Here is a 20,478-nt window from a genome sequence, read left to right as displayed (position 1 = left end):
TATCTGCCCGGCGGCATGAAGCGCTGCGTGTTGTGCGCGCGACCTGTCTCTTGGCCCCGACGAAGCCCATTACTCCAAATGTCGGCGTGGCCGACCAACCGATTGGATTTATCAACCCTAAGCGAGGAACCCTAATGGCTAGACTCATGATACGAATCTTGACCGCCCTTGGCTTAAGCTTTTTCATGATTGCGACGCAAGCTGATCAGACCTGCGACGACGCGGTTGCTGCGACCGCTCCCGACAATCGCTTTGAAGACAACGGTGACGGCACCGTCACTGATCTGGATACCGGGCTGATCTGGAAACAATGCGCGGAAGGTTTGAGCGGGGCGGGCTGCGCTACTGGACGCGCCCAGCGTTTCAAATGGCAAGCGGCACTACAGCATGCTATCGACGACAGTTACAGTGGTCAATGGCGCCTGCCGAACAAGGACGAGCTAGCTTCACTGGTCGAGCGCCGCTGCCAAAGCCCGGCAATCAATGAGCGCTATTTTCCGAATACGTCGTCAGGCTGGTTCTGGTCTTCGTCGCCGAGTGCCGACGATTCGCGCGACGCGTGGTTCGTCTTTTTCTACAATGGCCACCTCGGCTCCCGCTCTAAGACTAGCGGCTCATACGTTCGCCTCGTATGTGAGCAGAATTGCAACGCTCCTGGCAGTCGTTTTGAAGACAACGGTGACGGCACCGTCACTGATCGGGATACTGGGCTGGTCTGGAAACAATGCGTGGAAGGCTTGAGCGGGAGGGACTGCGCTACTGGAAGAGTTCAGCGTTTCAGCTGGGAAGCGGCGATGCAGCATGCTGTCGACAGTGATAGTGGTCAATGGCGCCTGCCGAACAAGAACGAGCTAGCTTCACTGGTCGAGCCACGCTTCCTAGACTTCAGCCACATAGCGATCGATGAGCGCTATTTTCCGAATACGCCGTCAGGCTGGTTTTGGTCTTCGTCGACGGATGCCGACGAGTCGCGCTTCGCGTCGCACGTCGATTTCAGCTACGGCGGCGTCAGCGGTAACCCTAAGGGCTACGAACTACCCGTTCGTCTTGTGCGCGCGAGACAGTGAACAGGCGAATTGATGATCAAGGACTAAAATAAAACCCCGCTCTATGGGCGGGGTTTACAGTTACGCGGAGGTCAGCGCGTGATCAACCGATTTCATCTGTTACGGTTCCGCTCTGTCCCTGATTGTCGACCCAGGTGATTTCAATCTTGTCGCCTTTTTCGCCGCCATTGAACTTAAACGACAGATAGGGGTTTTTGGAGACGCCGCCGCTCCAAAGGCCGGTCATTACCACCTCATCCTTCCACTTGGCGGTGACCTCTTGGATGAAGTGCGCGGGAATCGGTTCGCCGGTTTTCTTATCTGTGCGCAGTCCGGTCTCCATCTCATGTTGTATTATCGATTTGACGGTGGTAACGCCATTGCTGTTCCTAGCGCGAATCTTGATGCTGCCTGCCATTGTCTTACCTCAGTTTGTAAATCGGTGGTTGAAGACAGAAGCGTTGGCGTCAGCCGCCGCAGCCGCCGATGGTGACTTTGACGGATTTGGTCTTGCTGAACAGGCCGCTGTCAGTCTTGACGACAGCGATGATATCAGCGGACTCGGCCATCTTGATGCGGGTGGAGACGAAGGGAACGGCATTGGTGCCCAAATCAAATGAGGCGATCAGTGGAGAGTTGTTGGCGGAGGCGATGATCGAGATCGACTGGACGCCTTCGAGGTCGGTATCGACCACCACCGGAAGCTGGGCACCATTTTCGGCGATATCCGGTGCCTCGAGCTTGATCTGATCGCTGTTCTCGGTGGCATTACTGCCTAACAGTTCGTTCAGTGCGGCATCGGTTTCGGTAGCCGCGAAGGCGGCCTTCGGCCAGTTGGCGAGGACGGTGCCAGGCGTCAGCAGGCCGGCACTCACGGCTACGCCGATTGCGCTAACACCAAGGGAGCCCTTGAGTAGGGTTCTGCGTTTTGCGTCGATCATGGAACATCTCCTCTATCGAACACGGGGGTGGGGCCTTTGGGGCGTGAACTGTGATTGTCGTTCTGCGTCGTTGGATGCGCTGCTGCCATCGAAGCGCTGGTGTCTTGGCCTTGCGTTATCTCGTTGACTCAAGGCACCGGCGATGGTTCCCAGCTTGACGATCGGCTTAGCTTAGCGCATCCGTCGGATACTGAAAACCGCCTTTGCGCCCGCTGAGACCACCGCCGGGGTCAGTCGCGCGCCTCGCGCGCGCGCTCGAGGGCCTTGAGCTCAGCAAGGCGCACCTGGAGTCGCGAGGCCAGATGAAAGTCGAGATCCTCGAGGCGCAGTGCCAGCTCGAGCTGGCGAATCGCCGGCTCCAGCGCATGGCTCAGGTAGAGGTATTCGGCGCGATAGCGATAATTCAACGCGCGCTGACCCGCTTGCCCGGCGGCGTCGGCCATCAGCTCGTAGATCGGGGCGATGTCGGAGCGCAGCGCCACGAAGCGCTCGAGGGCCGCGAGCGCCTGCGCGGGCTTCTCGGCGGCCATCAACGACTCGGCATAGGCCTGATTGAGCGGCCAATTGCCAGGCGCCAATCCCACGGCGCCCTTGAGATCGCGCACCGCTTGCTGGGGGTTGCCGGCGCGGCGGTCGATCTCGGCGCGCAGCACCAGGAACTCGGTCTGGCTCGGGTGCGCCTCGAGCAGGGGCGCGAGCTGCTGGCGCGCGGCCTCGAGGCGACCGGCCCGGATTAGGGCGAGGGCGTAGCCATAGCGTTGCGCGGTCTCGTCGCGGTAGCGGCCCTGCTCGAGGGTCTTCTCGAAGTGCTCGACGGCGCGCGCCGGGTTGGATTCGCGGCGCTGGCGCAGGTTGGCGCGCGCCAGATGGAAGCGCAGGCTGTCCGGGCGCTGGCGCACGCCGTGTTGCCGGGCGCGGTTCATGGCATCGGCGATGCGGCTGGTGGTCACCGGATGGGTGCGCAGGAAGGCGGGCGCCGCACTGTCCGAGATGCGCGTCGTCTTCGCCAGGCGTTGGAAGAAGCCCGGCATCGCATAGGGGTTGTGACCGGCACGCGAGAGGGTGTCGATGCCGATGCGATCGGCCTCTTCCTCGTTGGCGCGGGTAAAGTTGATCTGCTTCTGGGCGGCGGCGCCCTGCACGCCCATCAGCCCGGCAGCGCCGATGTTGGCATCGACCGTCGCCCCGAGCACGGCGGCGGCGAGCAGCAGTGCCGTGGCCGGCAGGGCCATCTGTTTCTGCGCCTCGAAGCGGCGCATCAGATGGTCTTGGCTGACATGGGCGAGTTCGTGCGCGATGACGCCGGCGAGTTCGCCCTCGGTCTCTGCGGCCAGGATCAAGCCGGCGAAGACGCCGATGTGGCCGTCGGGTCCGGCGAAGGCGTTGATCGTCGGCTCCTCGACCAGGAAGAAGCGATAGCGCCCAGGATTCCCGCTCGCGGCGACCAGTTGTTGGCCCAGGGTTTCGAGATAATCGGTCAGCACCGGATCATCCGAGACCGGCAACGCCTTGCGCACCCACTTCATGAACTCTTGGCCAAGATCGCGCTCTTCGGCGCGCGACATCAGGCTGTCGGCCGAGCTGCCGAAATCCGGCAGCGCAAACGGGTCCGCTGGACCCATGGCCGGCAGCAAGACCAGCATGGCGGCGAGGAGCAGTGCCCCGATGCGAGCCGGGATGCGGACCGGAATGCGGGCCGGGATGCGAGTTGGAATGCGCCGACCGATGAGGGGAAGGGGGTTGGTCATGGCTCAGTTCAATTGCACGCGCTGGCCCCAAGGCACGCTCGAGCGACCCTTGACCAGCCAGATGACCGGGTAGTGTGGCTCATGGTCCGGGAAGCGGCCGTCGGCATCGGTGAAGTAGACCAGCAGGTCTGGGCTCAGCCCCTGGTCTTGCACCCATTGGAACACGGGTCTGAAGTTGGTTCCGCCCCCACCCTGGAGATCGCGTGGGCGCTCGAAGCGCTCCCAGGGCTCGAACCGAAAGGGCGCGCCCGGACACAGGGCGCTGTCGCACGGCAGCAGGATGACTTGTGCCTGGACCTGGGCCTTGAGGGCGTCGACTTCATCGATGAAGGCCTGCATCTCGGCGTCCTTGATCGAGCCCGAGGTGTCGAGCGCGACCACTAGCTCGATGTGCTGACTGCGCAGGCTCGGCAGGAGGTGCGCGCCCTCGCGCCGGGAGGGCCGCGACCAACTGTAGTCATGGCGCGAGAGCGCGTTCATGTAACGCGCCAGCAGCATGCGCCAGGGCAGTTGCGGCTGCAAGAGATGGTCGATCAGGCGCTTGAGTTCGCCGCTCAGCCGACCCGCCTGCATCGCCTGTTGCGCGGCACCGGCCATGCGCTGCTGCCATTGCACCTGCAGGGTCTCCTGCTCGTCGGGGGTCAGGGGTGGCGGCGCGGTGTGCGCCTCGGGCGCGGCCTCCGGCGCCGGCGTGTCGGGTGCCGAAGCCGGTGGTGCAGACGCCGGTGTGTCGCGCTGTTGCGGGGTGCCCTGACCCTGTTCGCCACCCTCGGCCTGAGTCTGCTGCTGTTGCGCCTGGACGTCGCGCTCATCCATGCCCGAGTGCTGCCCCTGGCCCTCAGCCTCGCGATCGTAGGCATGGGTGTCGAGGGTCTCGGACTGATCGTTGTCATCGATCAGCGGATAGATCTCCTCGGCGGTCATGCCCTTGTACATCGGCATCAGCAGCGCGTTGGGTGGTGGTTTCAACCCGTCCTCGACCAGTAATGGGTTGATGGCGTAATCGCAGGCCAGATCCCAGCGGTGCTTGACGCGATGTTGGCGGCGCGCGAAGTGCGAGAGGGCACAGTGCAGCGCCTCATGGGCGAGCATGAATTGGGTCTCGTCGAGGCTCAGCGCGTCGATATAGTCGGGGTTGTAATAGAAGGCGCGCGCATCGGTGGCCGTGGTCGGGCACCAATCGCCCTTGGCCGCCTGCAGCGGCAGGCGCAGCACGAGCGCTCCCAGGAAGGGCTTGTCGAGGATCAGCCGGGTCCGCGCAGCGGCGAGCTTGGTCTCGATGGCCGCGCACGCTTCTGCGTCCAGCGCGGGCGCACCGGTCTCGCTTGGACATTCACCCTGCGGATGCGTCTGGATATCACCAATGAAATCGGCAGCCATGGGTCTCCGGTGGTCGTGAGGTCTGTCGTGAGGTCTATTGATAGAGCATGACATCGGCGATGGCGTTCGCCCACTCGGCGAAGGCCGGCACCTCGAACAGCGCGCCGCCGATGGCGCGGTGCAGATCGGAGACCAGCATCACGCCCATCTCCCGCTGTGGAAAGCGCCCAGCATAGACCAGGATATGGCCGATCAGGGTCTGCTGCTCGGCACTGCCCTGGGCACGGATGGCCTTGCCGACCAGCGCCGCGGCGACCGCGTATTGGAGATCGATCTCGCTCGGCACCGGCACCGGCTCGCCGCGACAGATGGCGTCGAGGTCCGGCATCTGGTCGATACTGGCGATGAAGGCGGCGAGTTCGATCCCGGCCGCCGGTCCCACGCAGGCCTGCAGGGTGCCCTGCAGCAGTTGCGGGTCAGCCTGGAATTTTTGCAAGGCGCGATGGGCGAACTCCCAGGAGCGCGGCGATGGGAAGGCGACCGGGTTGTGCGCCGGGTCGAAATCGAACAGCAGCTCGGGGCGAAAGCGCAGGAAGGCGATCACGCGCTCATCGAGCCCCTTGGCATAGGCCCAGGCGACCCAGTCGTCAAGGTGGGTGTCGACCTCGAAGTGCGAGAAACGGTTCGCCAAGGGCGCGGGCATGCTGTAGGTCACGCCGCGATCGCCTTGGCGATTGCCGGCGGCGAAGATGGCCCAATGTGCTGGCACCTGATACTCGCCGAGACGCCGATCGAGGATCAGCTGATAGGCCGCCGCCGAGACCGCCGGCGGTGCCGAGGTGATCTCGTCGAGGAACAGGATGCCCGCCTGCCCATGGCGATGGACGTCGGGCAGGAGCGCGGGAATCGCCCATTCGACGTGCTGCTCGACCCGAAACGGGATGCCGCGCAGGTCGCTCGGTTCCATCTGCGAGAGGCGGATATCGATCACCGGCACCTGCTGGCGCTGCGCGACCAGCGCGATCATCTGGGACTTCCCCACCCCGGGCGGCCCCCAGAGCATGACGGGCGTGTGATGCCCTTCGGCGGCACTGGCGAGTTCGCGCTCGAGGACGGATAACAGCTGGGCGGGACGCATGATGGGGCGGTCTCCTTTATCGATCAGACTCGTACCGAGCAAACTCGGGGCCGAAGCGAGGCTCGGCTGCACTGTAAGTCGTCTAAGGTTGGGTGGTGTCGCCGTCAATCGCAAGTGAGGCCTGACTGCGCCAGGTCAGCAGGCCGCTCGCTCAGCCTGAGCAATCTGGGGGCAACCTCCGGCGCTGGTGTGCATTAGAAAGAAGCGGTATTCTTATCCGTTAAGCCAGATTCGGGCGAGTGCGCGCTGTGGAGATCCCCTGCGTGCGAGGCGCGTCGACAACCGGTTCGACGCGCTCCCGTCAAGGGCTTGGATCAGGCGGCTGTCGCACTCACGAGGACAGCCGCAACCAAAGGTTTGCAACCGAATCTTAATCGCTGACCGGAGAGTGGACGATGAACCAATTCTATTACGACGCTGTCACCAAAATGGAACAGCTTGGTGTCGATGACGAGTATATCCAAGGCTGGCAATGTGGATTCTTGCAGAATCCGAAGCGTGAAGAGCAGCGCTTGACCGAGGCCTATGAGGCCGGTTATGCCGATGGTGAGGAGAAGAGCACCGACAACTTCTCTCAGTGGTCTAAAGGCTGAGGTGAGCCTTGGCGTGCGGGTCGGTCGCTGTCGCCGCACGGCGGCGCCGGCCGGCTGTCTCGGCGTCGAGAGTGGTCAAGGCGGGCATTCCCCGCCTTTTTTATGTCCCGCTGTTGCGTCGATGACAGCATCAACTCGAGAGGCGGCAACGATGAACGATAACAGCTATCTCAAGAACCTGGTGTTGCTGAGGAACGATCCTTCTGCCGTGCATCAGGTGCGCGAGGCGGCGGCGCGCGGCGAGGTGGATGCGTTTTATGCGCTTGGGCTGATCTACGCCGAGGGGCGGGGTGTCAACATCGACCTAGCTCAAGCCCACTATTGGCTCTCACTCGCCATCGAGCAAGGGGATCAAGATGCCGATCTGTTACGCAACATCGTCGGTAGCCAGATGAGCGAGGAGGAGTACCAGGCCGCGAAACGGTTGCGGTTGAAACCAGTGCTTCAGCTCATCGCGTCCGATGCGTCAGGATCGAGGCGCGAAGATCCGGTTGAGGGGGCTTCTCCACCTAGCTCTTGATGAGAAGCGACGCCCGGATTTGGTCTAGCGGCGCTTTTAGTGGTAATTTTGATCGTTTTACCGGTGCCGCCGGCACCATGGCCGGAGGACAACAATGCAAGTATCGGTCGAGACTGGCGACGGTCTCACGCGACGATTGAAGGTCGAGCTGCCTGCTGAGGAAATCGAGCAGGAGATCGACAAGCGTCTGCAAAACTATGCCCGCTCCGCGCGCTTGCCGGGCTTCAGGCCCGGTAAAGTGCCGATGCGCATGCTCCGCCAGCGCTATGGTGACTCCGTGCGCAGGGAAGTGTTCGGCGAGCGCGTCGAGGCGAGCTTTCCGCAAGCCATCGCCGAGTCCGAGCTGCGCCCGGTTGGTCGCCCCGAGATCGAGCCCGATCTGGATCAGGCCGCTGGGCATTACGGTTATGTCGCTGAATTCGAGATCATGCCCGAGCTGACGCTGCAGTCGCTTGATGGGGGCTCAGTGATCCGGCCGCAGGCCGAGGTCACCGAGGCCGATGTCGAGGAAACTCTCGAGCACATGCGCCAACAGCGCAAGCGCTGGGAGCCCGTCGAGCGGGTGGCAGCGAGCGGTGATCGTCTCACCTTAGACTTCGAGGGGCAGATCGATGGCGAGCCCTTCGAGGGCGGGCGTGGCGAGGATGTCCAGCTCGAGATTGGCGCCGGGCGCTTTATTCCCGGTTTCGAAGAGCAGCTGATTGGTGCTAGTGTCGGGGACGAGCCTGTGGTCGAGGTGACCTTCCCCGACGACTACCAGCAAGCGGCGTTGGCAGGGAAGCCAGCGCGTTTTAAGGTGGTGGTGAAACGCGTCGAGGAGCCGATCCTGCCCGCGCTCGATGCCGAACTCATCGCCGAGTTCGGCATCGAGGATGGCGATCTCGAGCGTTTTCGAGCCGATGTGCGCGCGAACCTGGAGCGCGAGCTGGCGCAGCGCACCAAGGCTAAGGTCAAGAATCAGGTCATGGATGCGCTGCTCGAGGCCAATCCGCTCCCTGTGCCGGCGGCGTTGCTCGCTGAAGAGATCGAATCGCTGCGTCAGCAGATGATGCAAAATCTCGGCGGTGCCGGGTCTGAGATTAAGCTGCCGGATGAATTGTTTGCCGAAAATGCTCGGCGACGCGTCGCGCTTGGACTGATCATCGCCGAGGTGATCAAACAGCAAGAGCTGTCGCCCGACCCGGAGCGTGTGCGCGCCACGGTCGAGGAGATGGCCGCCAGCTATGATGATCCACAGGCCGTGATCGACCACTACTACGCTGATCGGCAACGGTTGGCAGCGATCGAATCCATCGTGCTCGAAGACTTGGTCGTCGAGCATCTGCTCGAGCAGCTCCAGGTGACCGACGAGCCGACCAGCTTCAGCGAGCTGACGGCACAGCAACAGTGACGCCTGCTGCTGGCTGACCTTTCCCCAACCAAGTCGAGCCTCAGATGACGATGAACACCGAAAACGCCCCTCAGCGCACCGATCCACAGGCGCTGGGCCTGGTTCCCGTGGTGGTGGAGCAGACCGCCCGGGGCGAGCGCTCGTTCGATATCTTTTCGCGCCTGCTCAAGGAGCGCGTGGTCTTTCTCGTCGGCCCGGTCGACGATCACGTGGCCAACCTGGTGGTGGCGCAGCTGCTGTTCCTAGAGTCGGAGAATCCCGACAAGGACATCCACTTCTACATCAACTCGCCAGGTGGCTCGGTGACCGCCGGTTTGGCGGTTTATGACACCATGCAGTTCATCCGCCCCGAGGTCAGCACCATGTGCGTGGGCCAGGCCGCGAGCATGGGGGCGCTGCTGCTCGCCGGTGGCGCCGCTGGCAAACGCTCTTGCCTGCCGCATTCGCGCATCATGATCCATCAGCCGCTCGGTGGCTTCCAGGGGCAAGCCAGCGATATCGATATCCATGCGCGTGAGATCCTTCACGCTCGGGAACAGCTCAACCAGATCCTCGCCCATCATACCGGGCAGCCGATCGAGCGCATCGCCGACGATACCGAGCGCGATCGCTTCATGGGCGGCGAGGATGCGGTGGCCTATGGCCTGATCGACAAGGTCTTGGACACGCGCGCCAAGCCTGCTGATTGAGGCGTCGATCTGCTTGAAATCCGCGTCGAGCCCAGCAAAGGCTCGACGCGGAGTTGGTAAGACGCTTGCAATGACCTATATCCTGATGCAGGTCTAGATGTGCATGTTGCCATTTGGACATGTCGGGTTATGATCGAGAGACGCTTGGCGGCCGATCGTTCCGTCTTAACCCACCCCATTCCCGTCCGGCCCCCGCAGCGCCTATCCTGGAGAGATGATCTATGAGCGGAAACACCCATGGAAAGAGCGATGAAGGCAAGCTCCTCTATTGCTCGTTCTGCGGTAAGAGCCAGCATGAGGTTCGCAAGCTGATCGCGGGTCCCTCGGTCTTCATCTGTGATGAGTGCGTCGAACTCTGCAACGACATCATCCGCGAGGAGATGCAAGAGGGCCTCGGTGAGGCAACGAGTCGCCTGCCGAAGCCGCACGAGATCAATGACTCGCTCGACCAGTTCGTGATCGGGCAAGAGAAGGCGAAGAAGGTGCTCTCGGTCGCGGTCTACAACCATTACAAGCGACTCGAGGTCTCCGACGCCAAGGAAGACATCGAGATCTCCAAGAGCAACATCCTGCTGATCGGGCCGACGGGCTCGGGTAAGACACTGCTTGCCGAGACCCTGGCGCGCTTGCTCAATGTGCCCTTCACCATCGCTGATGCCACCACGCTGACCGAGGCCGGCTACGTCGGTGAGGATGTCGAGAATATCATCCAGAAGCTGCTGCAGAAGTGCGACTACGATGTCGAGAAGGCGCAGAGCGGCATCGTCTACATCGATGAGATCGACAAGATCTCGCGCAAATCCGACAACCCCTCGATCACCCGCGATGTCTCCGGCGAGGGTGTGCAGCAGGCGCTGCTGAAGTTGATCGAGGGCACGGTCGCCTCGGTGCCTCCCCAGGGGGGGCGTAAGCACCCGCAGCAGGAGTTCCTGCAGGTCGATACCAGCAATATCTTGTTTATCGTCGGCGGCGCCTTTGCCGGGCTCGACAAGGTCATCCGCGATCGTTCCAAGAAGACCGGCATCGGTTTCTCGGCCGAGGTCCACAGCAAGAACGACGATCGGGCGATCGGCGAGCTGCTCAGTCATGTGGAGCCCGAGGATCTGATCCGCTATGGGTTGATCCCCGAGTTCGTCGGCCGCCTGCCAGTGATGGCGACGCTCGAGGAACTCAACCAAGAGGCCCTGATCCGGATCCTGACCGAGCCCAAGCACGCGCTCACCAAGCAGTATGCGCGTCTCTTCGAGATGGAGGGTTGCGAACTCGAGCTGCGCGAGGACGCATTGCGCGCCATTGCGACCAAGGCGATGGAGCGCAAGACTGGAGCACGCGGCTTACGCACCCTCATGGAGCAGGTGCTGCTTGATATCATGTACGACCTGCCATCGATCGACGACGTCAGCAAGGTCGTGGTCGATGCCTCCGTGGTCAACGGCGAGAGCCCGCCGTTCGTGATCTACGATGGGGGCGAGCAGCACCGCATTGCTTCCTCTGAGTGATCTTTTGGCCTATTTCTTGCACCCGCTCTCTTGCAGGTGAGCCCGCGGCGCTGATTGAAGCGCCCGGGCGCTGCCCTAACCTCATTCCCTATTGGGCATTTACGCAAAACCTGCCGCGTCGGCTCATGACCACATGGGGTTAGCCCCTGGGCCGGCGGGCGTTCAGAATATGGGCACAGTCTATGGGCAAGAGTGATTCGAACTCTCCGGTCGTTGATGGAGTGACATCCGTCAAGGCCATTCCGGTCCTGCCGCTACGTGACGTCGTCGTGTATCCACACATGGTGATCCCGCTCTTCGTTGGGCGCGACAAGTCGATCAAGGCGTTGGATACGGCCATGACCAGCGACAAGCAGATCCTGCTGGTCGCGCAGAAGAACGCCGATGTCGATGATCCTTCGGTGAAGGATCTGCACGAGATCGGCACCCTCGCCAACGTCTTACAGCTACTGAAGCTTCCGGATGGTACGGTCAAGGTACTGGTCGAAGGGCATCAGCGCGCCAAGTCGAGCCGCTACGTCTCCACCGACGACGCCTTCACCGCCACCGCCACCCCGCTCGCCGAAACGCTCGAGGCCGATGAGCGCGAGCAAGAGGTGCTGATGCGCTCGGCGGTGGCCTTGTTCGATCAGTATGTGAAGCTCAATAAGAAGGTGCCGCCGGAGGTGCTGACCTCGCTGGCCAGCATCGACGAGGCCAGCCGCCTGGCCGACACCATGGCCGCGCACATGTCGCTGAAGCTCGATGAGAAGCAGCGCGTGCTCGAGATGATCGATGTGCAGCAGCGCCTCGAGCATCTGATGGGGCTGATGGAGTCAGAGAACGACATCCTGCAGATGGAGAAGCGCATCCGTGGCCGCGTCAAGCGGCAGATGGAGAAGAATCAGCGTGAGTACTATCTGAACGAACAGATGAAGGCCATCCAAAAGGAGCTCGGCGAACTCGAGGATGCGCCGAATGAACTCGAGGATCTCGGTAAGCGCATCGAGGAAGCCGGGATGCCCAAGGACGTGAAGGAGAAGGCGACCGCCGAGCTCAACAAGCTCAAGCTGATGTCGCCAATGTCGGCCGAGGCCACCGTGGTGCGCAACTATATCGACACTCTGGTTTCGGTGCCGTGGAAGAAGCGGACCCGGATTCGCAACGATGTCGGTGTGGCCGAGAAGGTGCTCGATACCGATCACTACGGGCTCGAGAAGGTCAAGGAACGCATCACCGAGTACTTGGCCGTGCAACAGCGTGTGCGCAAACTCAAGGGGCCGATTCTGTGCCTGGTCGGACCGCCCGGCGTCGGCAAGACCTCGCTCGGTCAGTCGATCGCGCGTGCGACCAATCGCAAGTTCGTGCGCATGTCCCTAGGAGGCGTGCGCGACGAGGCCGAGATCCGGGGTCACCGGCGCACCTATATCGGCGCGCTGCCGGGCAAGATCATCCAGAATCTGTCCAAGGCCGGCTCGCGGAATTCCTTCTTCTTGCTCGACGAGATCGACAAGATGGCGATGGACTTCCGCGGCGACCCGGCCTCGGCGCTGCTCGAGGTGCTCGACCCGGAGCAGAACAACACCTTCAACGACCATTACCTCGAGGTCGATTTCGATCTCTCCGAGGTGATGTTCGTCGCCACCGCCAACACGCTGAACATCCCGCCGGCGCTGCTCGACCGCATGGAGGTGATCCGGCTCTCGGGCTACACCGAGGACGAAAAGATCAACATCGCCGAACGCTACCTGATCCCGAAGCAGATGAAGAATAACGGGCTCAAGCGTGGCGAGCTGACGATCCGCGAGGCCACTTTGCGCGATCTGGTGCGCTACTATACGCGTGAGGCCGGCGTGCGTAATCTCGAGCGCGAGATCTCGAAGATCTGTCGCAAGGTGGTCAAGGAGATCCTGGTTAAGAAGCGTGATAAGACCATCACGGTCACGCCTAAGTCGTTGGATAAGTACCTTGGCGTGCGCCGCTTCCGCTTCGGGCTTGCCGACGAGCACGATCAGGTTGGGCAAGTCACTGGCCTGGCTTGGACCGAGGTCGGTGGCGAACTCCTGCGCATCGAGGCGGCGTTGGTGCCGGGCAAGGGTAAGTTCATCTTTACCGGCCAGCTGGGCGATGTGATGCAGGAGTCGATCCAGGCGGCAATGACGGTGGTGCGCTCGCGCGCCGAGTTACTCGGGATCGAGACCGATTTCCACCAGAAGTACGACATGCACATCCATGTGCCCGAGGGCGCGACGCCGAAGGATGGGCCGAGTGCCGGTGTCGCCATGTGCACGGCCTTGGTCTCGGCGCTGACCCAGATGCCAGTGCGCTCGAGTGTCGCGATGACCGGCGAGATCACGCTGCGCGGCGAGGTGCTGCCGATTGGCGGCCTGAAGGAGAAGCTGCTCGCGGCGCATCGCGGTGGGATCGAGCAGGTCTTGATTCCGCACGAGAATGAGCGCGATCTGGTCGAGATTCCAAAGAACATCAAGCAGAGTCTCGATATCAGACCGGTGCGCTGGATCGACGAGGTCTTGGAGCTAGCGTTGGCTGGTCGTCCAACGCCTCGTTCGGATGAGGAGGAACTTGCACAGGAGGCCGCTCCGCCCGTCGAGGACAGTAAGAAGCCCGACGCTGGCGTGCGCACGCACCACTGAAGTTCACAGCCCATCAGGCTCGGCCTCGAGATCGAGGTCGGGCTTTGCCGGTGTCCCCGCTCATCCTTGCCCAGTACGCGTCATGGCTGGTTTCGGGTTGACACCTCTGGGGAGCTCCTTAACAATCCCGAGTTGATCGGAACGACTCACGTTATTCTATCCATGTCGCGATGCGAGCCAGTACTGGCTCGACTCGCGCGCTTAAGCACACGGCAAAACGACCCCAGGGCATGGGGTCAATCAGGGGGATCAATGAATAAATCAGAACTCGTGGACGCGATGGCCGATGCGGCCGATATTTCTAAGTCCGCGGCAGCCCGCGCGCTCGACGCGCTGACCGACTCCGTCGCGGCCACCCTGAAGAATGGTGAGACCGTCTCGATCATCGGCTTTGGCACCTTTTCCGTGAAGGAGCGTGCCGCGCGCACCGGGCGCAACCCGCAGACTGGCGAGGCCATCCAGATCTCGGCCTCAAAAAACCCGTCATTCAAGGCTGGTAAAGCGCTCAAAGACGCGATACAATGATTGCTTCATTCGGGCGGGTGCCCAGAAGAGAGGGTGCTTAGCTCAGCTGGGAGAGCATCGCCCTTACAAGGCGAGGGTCGCAGGTTCGATCCCTGCAGCACCCACCACCCAGGGTTGCGGCACCACAGTTTCGTGGAGTGGTAGTTCAGTTGGTTAGAATACCGGCCTGTCACGCCGGGGGTCGCGGGTTCGAGTCCCGTCCACTCCGCCATTACTTTGAAACGGGGTATCCTCTTGGGGGTACCCCGTTTTCATTTGTCCTGTCATTGTTTGCACGCTGAGTCCAAAACGCTATGTTGCAGGAGATCCGAGAACGCGCACAGGGATGGGTCGCCTGGGCCATCATCATTCTGATCAGCATCCCCTTTGCTTTCTGGGGAATCGATTCCTACTTCGGTGGCGGGGCAGAGCCTGTGGTGGCCAGTGTCAATGGCACCGAGATTACCGAAAGGGCCTTCAACCGGAACGTCAATCGCACTCGGGTCCAGCTCAGGGATCGGTTGGGCAATGCCTATGATCCCGCCTTGTTTGGTGACGCTCGTATACGCGAGGAAGTGCTCGAGCGCATGATTCGCGAGACCCTGCTGCTGGAGAATTCCGAGGCCATGGGGCTGCGGGTCTCGGATCAAGCCGTCCGCGCGGCCATCCTCGGCGAGCCAGCCTTTCAGCGCGATGGTGCCTTTTCTAACGCCCAATACGAGCAGGTGCTGCGACGGCAGGGGTTGACCCCGGCCGCTTACGAAGAGTCGTTACGACGTCAGTTGCTGATGACTCAGCTACCGCGCGCGATTCGTGAAACGGCCTTTGTGACCGACGCCCTGGCCGAGCGCAGCCTGAGTCTGGTGCGCCAACAGCGTGTGTTGGCCTACATGCCCGTGCCGAGCACCGCGTTCGAGGAGCGCGTTCAAGCTCCTAGCGATGAGGTCGTCGCGGCCTACTATGACGAGCATCCGGAGCAGTTCGCCACCCCGGAGCAAGTTCGGGTCGCCTATCTGCTGCTCGATGCGACAACGCTCTCGGCTCCGGATCAGGCCATCGCCGAGGCAACTTTGCGCGAGCAATATGAGCTGCGACTTGACGAGTTTACGGCTCCGCAAGAGCGGCGGGTCCGTCATATTCTACTGACGGTTCCAGCCGATGCCGATCAAGCCACGCGTGCAGCGACGCGAGAGCGTCTGCAAGCGATTCAAGAGCATCTTCGCGACGGCGAATCTTTTGCCGAGGTGGCGGCCGAGGTCTCCGAGGACCCCGGCAGTGCCGACAGTGGCGGGGCGCTTGGCTGGATCAGCCGTGGTTCGCTCGATCCTGCCTTTGAACAGGCCGTCTTCGCGCTCGAGCCTAAGACCCTGAGCGATCCCGTGCGCAGTCGCTTTGGCTATCATCTGGTCGAGGTCTTGGACGTGCGTGGTGGTGAGCCGCAGCCATTCGAATCGGTGAAAGAGGATCTGATCGCTGATCTGCGCGGCGGTGGTAGCGAGGGCATCTACTTTGAACAGGCCGAGCAGCTCGCAACCCTGACCTATGAATCGCCCGATAGCCTGGTCCCGGCCGCCGAGACTCTCGAGCTTGAGATTCAGGAGAGTGATTGGATCGACCGCAGCGGCGGCGAGGGCCTCTTTGCCCATCCGAAGGTCATTGGCGCCGCCTTCAGCGAGGAAGTGTTGGCGCGGGGCAATAACAGCGAGCTGCTAGAGCCCGATCCCGATAAGCTTCAGGCCCTGGTACTGCGAGTCGCCGACCATCGCGAGCCTTCGGTGCGTCCGTTGGCGGAGGTGAGAGACGACATCGTTGCGCTGCTCGAGGCACAACGAGCGGCTGAGGCGGCACAGGCCGAGGCCGAGGCCATTGCAGAGCGGATTCGGGCTGGGCAAGACCTCGCTGAGGCGGCCGAGGACTTTGAAGCCATTGAGACTGGCCGGGTCAGTCGCACCACGAGCGAGCTTCCGCCCGAGGTGGTTCAGCTTGCGTTCTCGCTGCCGCGACCTGACGCCGACACCGAGCGCCGGATTGGCAGTACCAGCGCGGAGGATGGAGGTGATGCCTTCGTGGTCGTTGTCTCCGAGGTCATCGACGGCGACCCAGCGCAGCTTGACGAGGCTGAACTCGAGGCTGAGGCGAGCGTTCTCGAGCGGGCGCTGGCGAGCGCTGACATCGATGCGGTCTTGGCGGCTATGCGGGCGCGCGCCGAGATCGAGCGCGAGCCGGTCGTCTCGGATGAGCCATTCTAGACCGGCAGCGCCCAAGTGTGCGCGCAGCTCTGCGAGGTTCAGCCTAGCCCGAGGATGTGGTAGCCGGTATCGACGTAGAGCACATCACCGGTGATGCCGGAGGCCAGATCGGAGCAAAGAAAGGCCCCGGCGTTACCTACCTCGTCGATAGTGACATTACGTCGCAGCGGGGTGCGCTCTTCCACCTGTTTCAGCATCGAGCGGAAATCGGCGATGCCGGCCGCGGCCAGCGTGCGGATCGGGCCCGCCGAGACCGCGTTGACCCGTGTGCCCTCAGGTCCGAGCGACGCGGCTAAATAGCGCACATTCGCCTCCAGACTGGCCTTGGCAATCCCCATCACGTTGTAGTTGGGCACCGCGCGCACCGCGCCCAGGTAGCTCATGGTGAGGATGGCGCCATTGCGCCCCTGCATCAGCGGCCGGCCAGCCTTGGCTAGCGCCGCCAGGCTGTAGGAGCTGATATCGTGCGCGGCGGCGAATCCCTCGCGCGTTACGCTGTCAACGTAATCGCCTTCGAGTTGGTCCTTGGGCGCGAATGCGATCGAGTGCACGATGCCATCTAGGGCGTCCCAGTGTTCGCCGAGCGTGGTCAAACAGGCATGGATCTCCTCGTCGCTAGAGACATCGAGCGGCAGCACCAACTCGGCTTCACATTGCGAGGCCAGGTCTTCGACCCGGTCCTTGAGCTTGTCGCCTTGGTAGGTGAAGGCGAGGGTGGCGCCCTCGCGATGCATGGCCTGAGCAACGCCCCAAGCGATCGAGCGGTTACTAGCGACCCCGGTAATCAGGATACGTTTATCGGACAAGAAGCCCATATAGTCTCTCCATGCGGAAAATGTGTAGGATAGGTGTGCGCCGCTGTGAACGCGAGCGATCAGCGGGCTGATGACCTAATGAAATACAAGCCTCATCTTCTGAGCGCCGCCGCGCCCTGAGCATGAAGACGATCGGCCGCGGAGGCGGTTGGATCCCGTGCTGGTTGACTTGCGCGCTGGGGCGAGGCAAACCGGCTGTGCTCGAGGCAGTCCTTAACGTTACAGAAACTCAGCCTGCGCGGAAAGCATCGATGTTGCGAACCTGCCGCTCCTGGCCTCTGCTGATGGTTGTCGTGCTGCTCTTCAGTGCATGCGGGCAGCCACCCTGGAACAACCCTTATCCAGCGTCGCAGTCGGGCGAGAATATCCTTTACGGCGCCTTTACCGAGCGACCCAAGCACCTGGACCCGGTGCGCTCGTACAGCTCGAACGAATACGCCTTCATCGCGCAGATCTACGAGCCGCCGCTGCAGTATCATTTTCTGAAGCGCCCTTACGAACTGGTTCCGCTGACCGCCCACGCTCTTCCAGAGGTTCGTTATCTCGACGCGAACGGGAAGCCGCTCGCGGCCGACGCCGATCCAGATCGGATTGCGGTCAGTGAGTATTTGATCGAGATCTCGCCCGGTATCCAATATCAGCCGCATGCCGCCTTTGCTAAGGACGAGGAGGGCGCCTATCGCTATCACGATCTCAATACGCAGGCGGTTGCTCGGATTAACACACTCGATGAGTTGCCAGAGACCGGTACCCGCGAGCTGATCGCCGAGGACTATGTCTACCAGATCAAGCGTCTGGCCACGCCCTGGCTGCATTCGCCGATCGCTGGGCTGATGGGCGAACATATTCTCGGCTTTCAGGCCCTGAGCGAGAAAATCGAGGACGAAGCGCCGGACCCGGTGAATGGCGAACGGCCGTTCTTCGATCTGCGCCAGGTCGCATTCGAGGGCGCCGAGGTCATTGACCGTTACCGCTATCGGATTCGGCTCGAAGGCCGTTATCCGCAGTTCGTCTATTGGTTGGCGATGCCCTTCTTTGCGCCCATGCCCTGGGAGGCCGAAGCCCTCTATGGACAGCTTGGTATGGAGCAAAACAACCTGACGCTCGACTGGTACCCAGTCGGCACCGGGCCGTTCATGCTCAGCGAGAACAATCCGAACCTGCGCATGGTGCTGACGCGCAATCCAAACTTCCATGGCGAGCGCTATCCGGGCGCGGGCATGCCCGAGGATCAGGCGGCTGGGCTGCTCGAGGATGCCGGCAAGCCACTACCGTTCATCGATCAGGCCATCTACAGTCTCGAGCAAGAAAGCATCCCGTACTGGAACAAGTTCCTGCAGGGTTATTACGATAGCTCGGGCGTCAGCTCCGACGCCTTCGACCAGGCGATCCAGTTCGACGCGGCGGGCGAGGCCGGCCTCACCGACGACATGCGCGAGCAGGGCATCGAGCTGGTGACAGCGGTGCAGACCTCGATCTGGTACATGGGTTTCAACATGCTCGATCCGCTGCTCGGTGGCGATTCGGAGCGCGCGCGCCTGTTGCGGCAGGCGATCAGCATCGCGGTCGACTTCGATGAGTACATCTCGATCTTCGCCAACGGCCGTGGCGTCGAGGGTCAGGGGCCGATTCCGCCCGGGATCTTCGGCCATCGCGAGGGCGAGGCTGGGATCAATCCCTATGTATTCGATTGGCGTGATGGACGGGCGGTGCGCAAGCCGTTAGACGACGCCAAGGCGCTACTCGCCGAGGCCGGCTATGCGGATGGGCGTGATCCAGAGACCGGGCGTCCATTGACGATCTATTACGAGGCCATGGATGCGGGGCCCGACGGCAAGGCGCGGCTGAACTGGATGCGCAAGCAGTTCGACAAGCTCGGTATCGAGCTGGTCGTGCGCGCCACCGATTACAATCGCTTCCAAGAGAAGATGCGCAAGGGCACCGGCCAGGTCTTCATGTGGGGCTGGAATGCCGATTATCCGGACCCAGAAAACTTCTTCTTTCTGCTCTATGGGCCGAATCGTAAGGTCGACGGTGGCGAGAACGCGGCCAACTATCAGAACCCGGAGTTCGATCAGCTGTTTGAGCGCATGAAGAACATGGAGGACGGTCCAGAGCGCCAGGCCGTGATCGATCGCATGACCGAGATCATTCGCCATGATGCGCCCTGGTCATTCGGTTTCTATCCAAAGGCGTTTAGCCTGCATCATCAGTGGCTCGATAACGTGAAGCCGAACCTGATGGCCAATAACACCCTGAAGTATCGCCGCCTCGAGCCTGAGATCCGCGAGCAGCTGCGTGAGCGCTGGAATCCGCCGGTGCTCTGGCCGATTGGCGCGCTGGTCGTGATCCTGATCCTTGGCTCCATCCCGGCGCTGATGGTCGCGCGCCGGCGCGAGCGGAGCCGAGCCCGATGAGCGCCTACATCCTGCGCCGCCTGCTCTATGCGATTCCGATTCTGATTGGCGTCAACCTGATCACCTTCCTGCTGTTCTTTGTCGTCAATTCGCCCGATGACATGGCGCGGATGCAGCTCGGCGACAAGCGCGTGACCCAGGAAGCCATCGACACCTGGAAGGCCGAGCATGGCTACGACAAGCCGCTGCTGTTCAACGCCGATGCCGGCGGGCTGGGGACTGTCACCGAGACCATCTTCTTTGACAAATCGCTGAAATTGTTTGCGTTCGACTTTGGTCAGTCCGACAGTGGTCGTGATATCGGTTTCGACATCCGCCAGCGCATGTGGCCGAGCCTGGCGATCGCGATCCCGACCCTGCTGGTGGGGCTGGCGATCAGCGTGAGTTATGCACTGATGATCGTATTCTTTCGCGCCACCTATATCGATTTTGGGAGCGTTGTGCTGCTAGTGGCGATGATGTCGATCTCCGGGCTGTTCTACATTATCGGTGGCCAGTTCCTGATCGGTAAGCTGTTCCACTTGGTGCCGATTTCCGGTTACGACACCGGCCTCGAGGCGCTAAAGTTCCTGATCTTGCCGGTGGTGGTTGGCGTTGTCGCCGGCATTGGTAGCAGCACACGCCTGTACCGCACCTTCTTCCTCGAAGAGATTAACCGCGACTACGTGCGCACTGCCCGCGCTAAGGGACTACGTGAGCGCGTGGTCCTGTTTCGTCATGTGCTGCGCAATGCGTTGATCCCGATCCTGACCGGCGTGGTCGCAGTCTTGCCGTTGTTGTTCATGGGCGCGCTGATTATCGAGTCCTTCTTTGGCGTGCCTGGGCTTGGCAGCTATACCATCGATGCGATCAACCGTCAGGACTTCTCGATTGTGCGCGCGATGGTCTTCCTTGGCTCGGTGCTCTACATCATCGGTCTGCTGATGACCGACATTTCTTACACTCTGGTCGACCCCAGGGTCAGGCTGTCTTGAGG

At 61.9% G+C, this 20,478-nt stretch carries 17 protein-coding genes and 2 tRNA genes; 13 read left to right on the top strand and 6 right to left on the bottom strand.

Features of this window, described 5'->3' with window-relative positions; all coding sequences use genetic code 11:
• Positions 1 to 158 precede the first annotated feature (158 nt).
• A complete protein-coding gene (locus CCR82_RS11325; protein WP_201245890.1) occupies positions 159 to 1,067 on the top strand; it encodes an Lcl C-terminal domain-containing protein in 909 nt (302 codons plus the stop codon).
• 82 nt (positions 1,068 to 1,149) lie between these two features.
• On the opposite strand, the gene soxZ is transcribed toward CCR82_RS11325, so the two are convergent.
• The 5 genes from soxZ to CCR82_RS11300 all read right to left on the bottom strand — a co-directional run bounded on the left by soxZ (position 1,150) and on the right by CCR82_RS11300 (position 6,193).
• Positions 1,150 to 1,464, bottom strand: a complete 315-nt coding sequence (gene soxZ / locus CCR82_RS11320) for a thiosulfate oxidation carrier complex protein SoxZ (RefSeq protein WP_201245889.1) — start codon at positions 1,462 to 1,464, stop codon at positions 1,150 to 1,152.
• Between the two features lie 49 nt (positions 1,465 to 1,513).
• The gene (soxY, locus tag CCR82_RS11315; protein ID WP_201245888.1) at positions 1,514 to 1,987 is read right to left on the bottom strand and encodes a thiosulfate oxidation carrier protein SoxY; all 474 of its coding nucleotides are present in this window, start codon (positions 1,985 to 1,987) and stop codon (positions 1,514 to 1,516) included.
• Between the two features lie 230 nt (positions 1,988 to 2,217).
• On the bottom strand, positions 2,218 to 3,735 hold the full coding sequence (locus CCR82_RS11310) for a M48 family metalloprotease (RefSeq protein WP_201245887.1): 1,518 nt from the start codon (positions 3,733 to 3,735) through the stop codon (positions 2,218 to 2,220).
• Positions 3,736 to 3,738: 3 nt separating this feature from the next.
• Entirely contained in the window at positions 3,739 to 5,115 is a 1,377-nt protein-coding gene (locus CCR82_RS11305) for a vWA domain-containing protein (protein WP_201245886.1), read from the bottom strand.
• 34 nt (positions 5,116 to 5,149) lie between these two features.
• The gene (locus CCR82_RS11300; protein ID WP_201245885.1) at positions 5,150 to 6,193 is read right to left on the bottom strand and encodes an AAA family ATPase; all 1,044 of its coding nucleotides are present in this window, start codon (positions 6,191 to 6,193) and stop codon (positions 5,150 to 5,152) included.
• A gap of 395 nt (positions 6,194 to 6,588) precedes the next feature.
• Between CCR82_RS11300 and CCR82_RS11295 the strand changes: the two genes are divergently transcribed.
• The 10 genes from CCR82_RS11295 to CCR82_RS11250 all read left to right on the top strand — a co-directional run bounded on the left by CCR82_RS11295 (position 6,589) and on the right by CCR82_RS11250 (position 16,270).
• Positions 6,589 to 6,786 (top strand): Alvin_2107 family globule sulfur oxidation protein, encoded by a 198-nt coding sequence (locus CCR82_RS11295; RefSeq protein ID WP_201245884.1) that lies wholly within the window; start codon positions 6,589 to 6,591, stop codon positions 6,784 to 6,786.
• 151 nt (positions 6,787 to 6,937) lie between these two features.
• A complete protein-coding gene (locus CCR82_RS11290) occupies positions 6,938 to 7,306 on the top strand; it encodes a tetratricopeptide repeat protein (protein ID WP_201245883.1) in 369 nt (122 codons plus the stop codon).
• A 94-nt stretch (positions 7,307 to 7,400) separates the two neighbouring features.
• A complete protein-coding gene (tig, locus tag CCR82_RS11285) occupies positions 7,401 to 8,696 on the top strand; it encodes a trigger factor (RefSeq protein WP_201245882.1) in 1,296 nt (431 codons plus the stop codon).
• Positions 8,697 to 8,746: 50 nt separating this feature from the next.
• Entirely contained in the window at positions 8,747 to 9,385 is a 639-nt protein-coding gene (clpP, locus tag CCR82_RS11280) for an ATP-dependent Clp endopeptidase proteolytic subunit ClpP (protein WP_201246057.1), read from the top strand.
• 221 nt (positions 9,386 to 9,606) lie between these two features.
• Positions 9,607 to 10,884, top strand: coding sequence for an ATP-dependent Clp protease ATP-binding subunit ClpX (gene clpX, locus CCR82_RS11275; RefSeq protein WP_201245881.1), 1,278 nt, complete (start codon positions 9,607 to 9,609; stop codon positions 10,882 to 10,884).
• Positions 10,885 to 11,066: 182 nt separating this feature from the next.
• A complete protein-coding gene (gene lon, locus CCR82_RS11270; RefSeq protein WP_201245880.1) occupies positions 11,067 to 13,517 on the top strand; it encodes an endopeptidase La in 2,451 nt (816 codons plus the stop codon).
• 162 nt (positions 13,518 to 13,679) lie between these two features.
• Positions 13,680 to 14,042 carry an HU family DNA-binding protein gene (locus tag CCR82_RS11265; RefSeq protein WP_276570562.1) on the top strand — a complete coding sequence of 121 codons (363 nt, stop codon included), beginning with the start codon at positions 13,680 to 13,682 and terminating at the stop codon, positions 14,040 to 14,042.
• Between the two features lie 31 nt (positions 14,043 to 14,073).
• Positions 14,074 to 14,149, top strand: a tRNA-Val gene (locus CCR82_RS11260).
• A gap of 27 nt (positions 14,150 to 14,176) precedes the next feature.
• Positions 14,177 to 14,253 (top strand) — tRNA-Asp (locus CCR82_RS11255).
• Between the two features lie 82 nt (positions 14,254 to 14,335).
• Positions 14,336 to 16,270: a SurA N-terminal domain-containing protein gene (locus CCR82_RS11250; protein ID WP_201245878.1), complete on the top strand. Its 1,935-nt coding sequence runs from the start codon at positions 14,336 to 14,338 to the stop codon at positions 16,268 to 16,270.
• Positions 16,271 to 16,308: 38 nt separating this feature from the next.
• Here CCR82_RS11250 and CCR82_RS11245 read toward each other — a convergent pair whose 3' ends face one another.
• Complete coding sequence (locus CCR82_RS11245; protein WP_201245877.1) at positions 16,309 to 17,085, bottom strand: enoyl-ACP reductase FabI; 777 nt, start codon at positions 17,083 to 17,085, stop codon at positions 16,309 to 16,311.
• Between the two features lie 251 nt (positions 17,086 to 17,336).
• On the opposite strand from CCR82_RS11245, the gene CCR82_RS11240 reads away from it, so the two are divergent.
• Entirely contained in the window at positions 17,337 to 19,502 is a 2,166-nt protein-coding gene (locus CCR82_RS11240) for an ABC transporter substrate-binding protein (protein WP_201245876.1), read from the top strand.
• Positions 19,499 to 20,476: an ABC transporter permease gene (locus CCR82_RS11235; protein ID WP_201245875.1), complete on the top strand. Its 978-nt coding sequence runs from the start codon at positions 19,499 to 19,501 to the stop codon at positions 20,474 to 20,476. Before CCR82_RS11240 ends, CCR82_RS11235 begins: the two co-directional genes overlap by 4 nt.
• The last annotated feature ends 2 nt before the right edge of the window (positions 20,477 to 20,478 follow it).

Origin of the sequence: Halochromatium salexigens (assembly GCF_016653295.1) — a bacterium.
Lineage (GTDB): Bacteria > Pseudomonadota > Gammaproteobacteria > Chromatiales > Chromatiaceae > Lamprobacter > Lamprobacter salexigens.
The sequence above is the reverse complement of the archived record's forward strand: the minus strand, read 5'-3'. Positions and strand labels throughout refer to the sequence as shown.

Bases quoted from the DNA above. Each gene is read 5' to 3' on its own strand.
- soxZ (WP_201245889.1), bottom strand. From the start codon at position 1,464: ATGGCAGGCAGCATCAAGATTCGCGCTAGGAACAGCAATGGCGTTACC.
- soxY (WP_201245888.1), bottom strand. From the start codon at position 1,987: ATGATCGACGCAAAACGCAGAACCCTACTCAAGGGCTCCCTTGGTGTT.
- CCR82_RS11310 (WP_201245887.1), bottom strand. From the start codon at position 3,735: ATGACCAACCCCCTTCCCCTCATCGGTCGGCGCATTCCAACTCGCATC.
- CCR82_RS11305 (WP_201245886.1), bottom strand. From the start codon at position 5,115: ATGGCTGCCGATTTCATTGGTGATATCCAGACGCATCCGCAGGGTGAA.
- CCR82_RS11300 (WP_201245885.1), bottom strand. From the start codon at position 6,193: ATGCGTCCCGCCCAGCTGTTATCCGTCCTCGAGCGCGAACTCGCCAGT.
- CCR82_RS11295 (WP_201245884.1), top strand. From the start codon at position 6,589: ATGAACCAATTCTATTACGACGCTGTCACCAAAATGGAACAGCTTGGT.
- CCR82_RS11290 (WP_201245883.1), top strand. From the start codon at position 6,938: ATGAACGATAACAGCTATCTCAAGAACCTGGTGTTGCTGAGGAACGAT.
- tig (WP_201245882.1), top strand. From the start codon at position 7,401: ATGCAAGTATCGGTCGAGACTGGCGACGGTCTCACGCGACGATTGAAG.
- clpP (WP_201246057.1), top strand. From the start codon at position 8,747: ATGAACACCGAAAACGCCCCTCAGCGCACCGATCCACAGGCGCTGGGC.
- clpX (WP_201245881.1), top strand. From the start codon at position 9,607: ATGAGCGGAAACACCCATGGAAAGAGCGATGAAGGCAAGCTCCTCTAT.
- lon (WP_201245880.1), top strand. From the start codon at position 11,067: ATGGGCAAGAGTGATTCGAACTCTCCGGTCGTTGATGGAGTGACATCC.
- CCR82_RS11265 (WP_276570562.1), top strand. From the start codon at position 13,680: ATGTCGCGATGCGAGCCAGTACTGGCTCGACTCGCGCGCTTAAGCACA.
- CCR82_RS11250 (WP_201245878.1), top strand. From the start codon at position 14,336: ATGTTGCAGGAGATCCGAGAACGCGCACAGGGATGGGTCGCCTGGGCC.
- CCR82_RS11245 (WP_201245877.1), bottom strand. From the start codon at position 17,085: ATGGGCTTCTTGTCCGATAAACGTATCCTGATTACCGGGGTCGCTAGT.
- CCR82_RS11240 (WP_201245876.1), top strand. From the start codon at position 17,337: ATGTTGCGAACCTGCCGCTCCTGGCCTCTGCTGATGGTTGTCGTGCTG.
- CCR82_RS11235 (WP_201245875.1), top strand. From the start codon at position 19,499: ATGAGCGCCTACATCCTGCGCCGCCTGCTCTATGCGATTCCGATTCTG.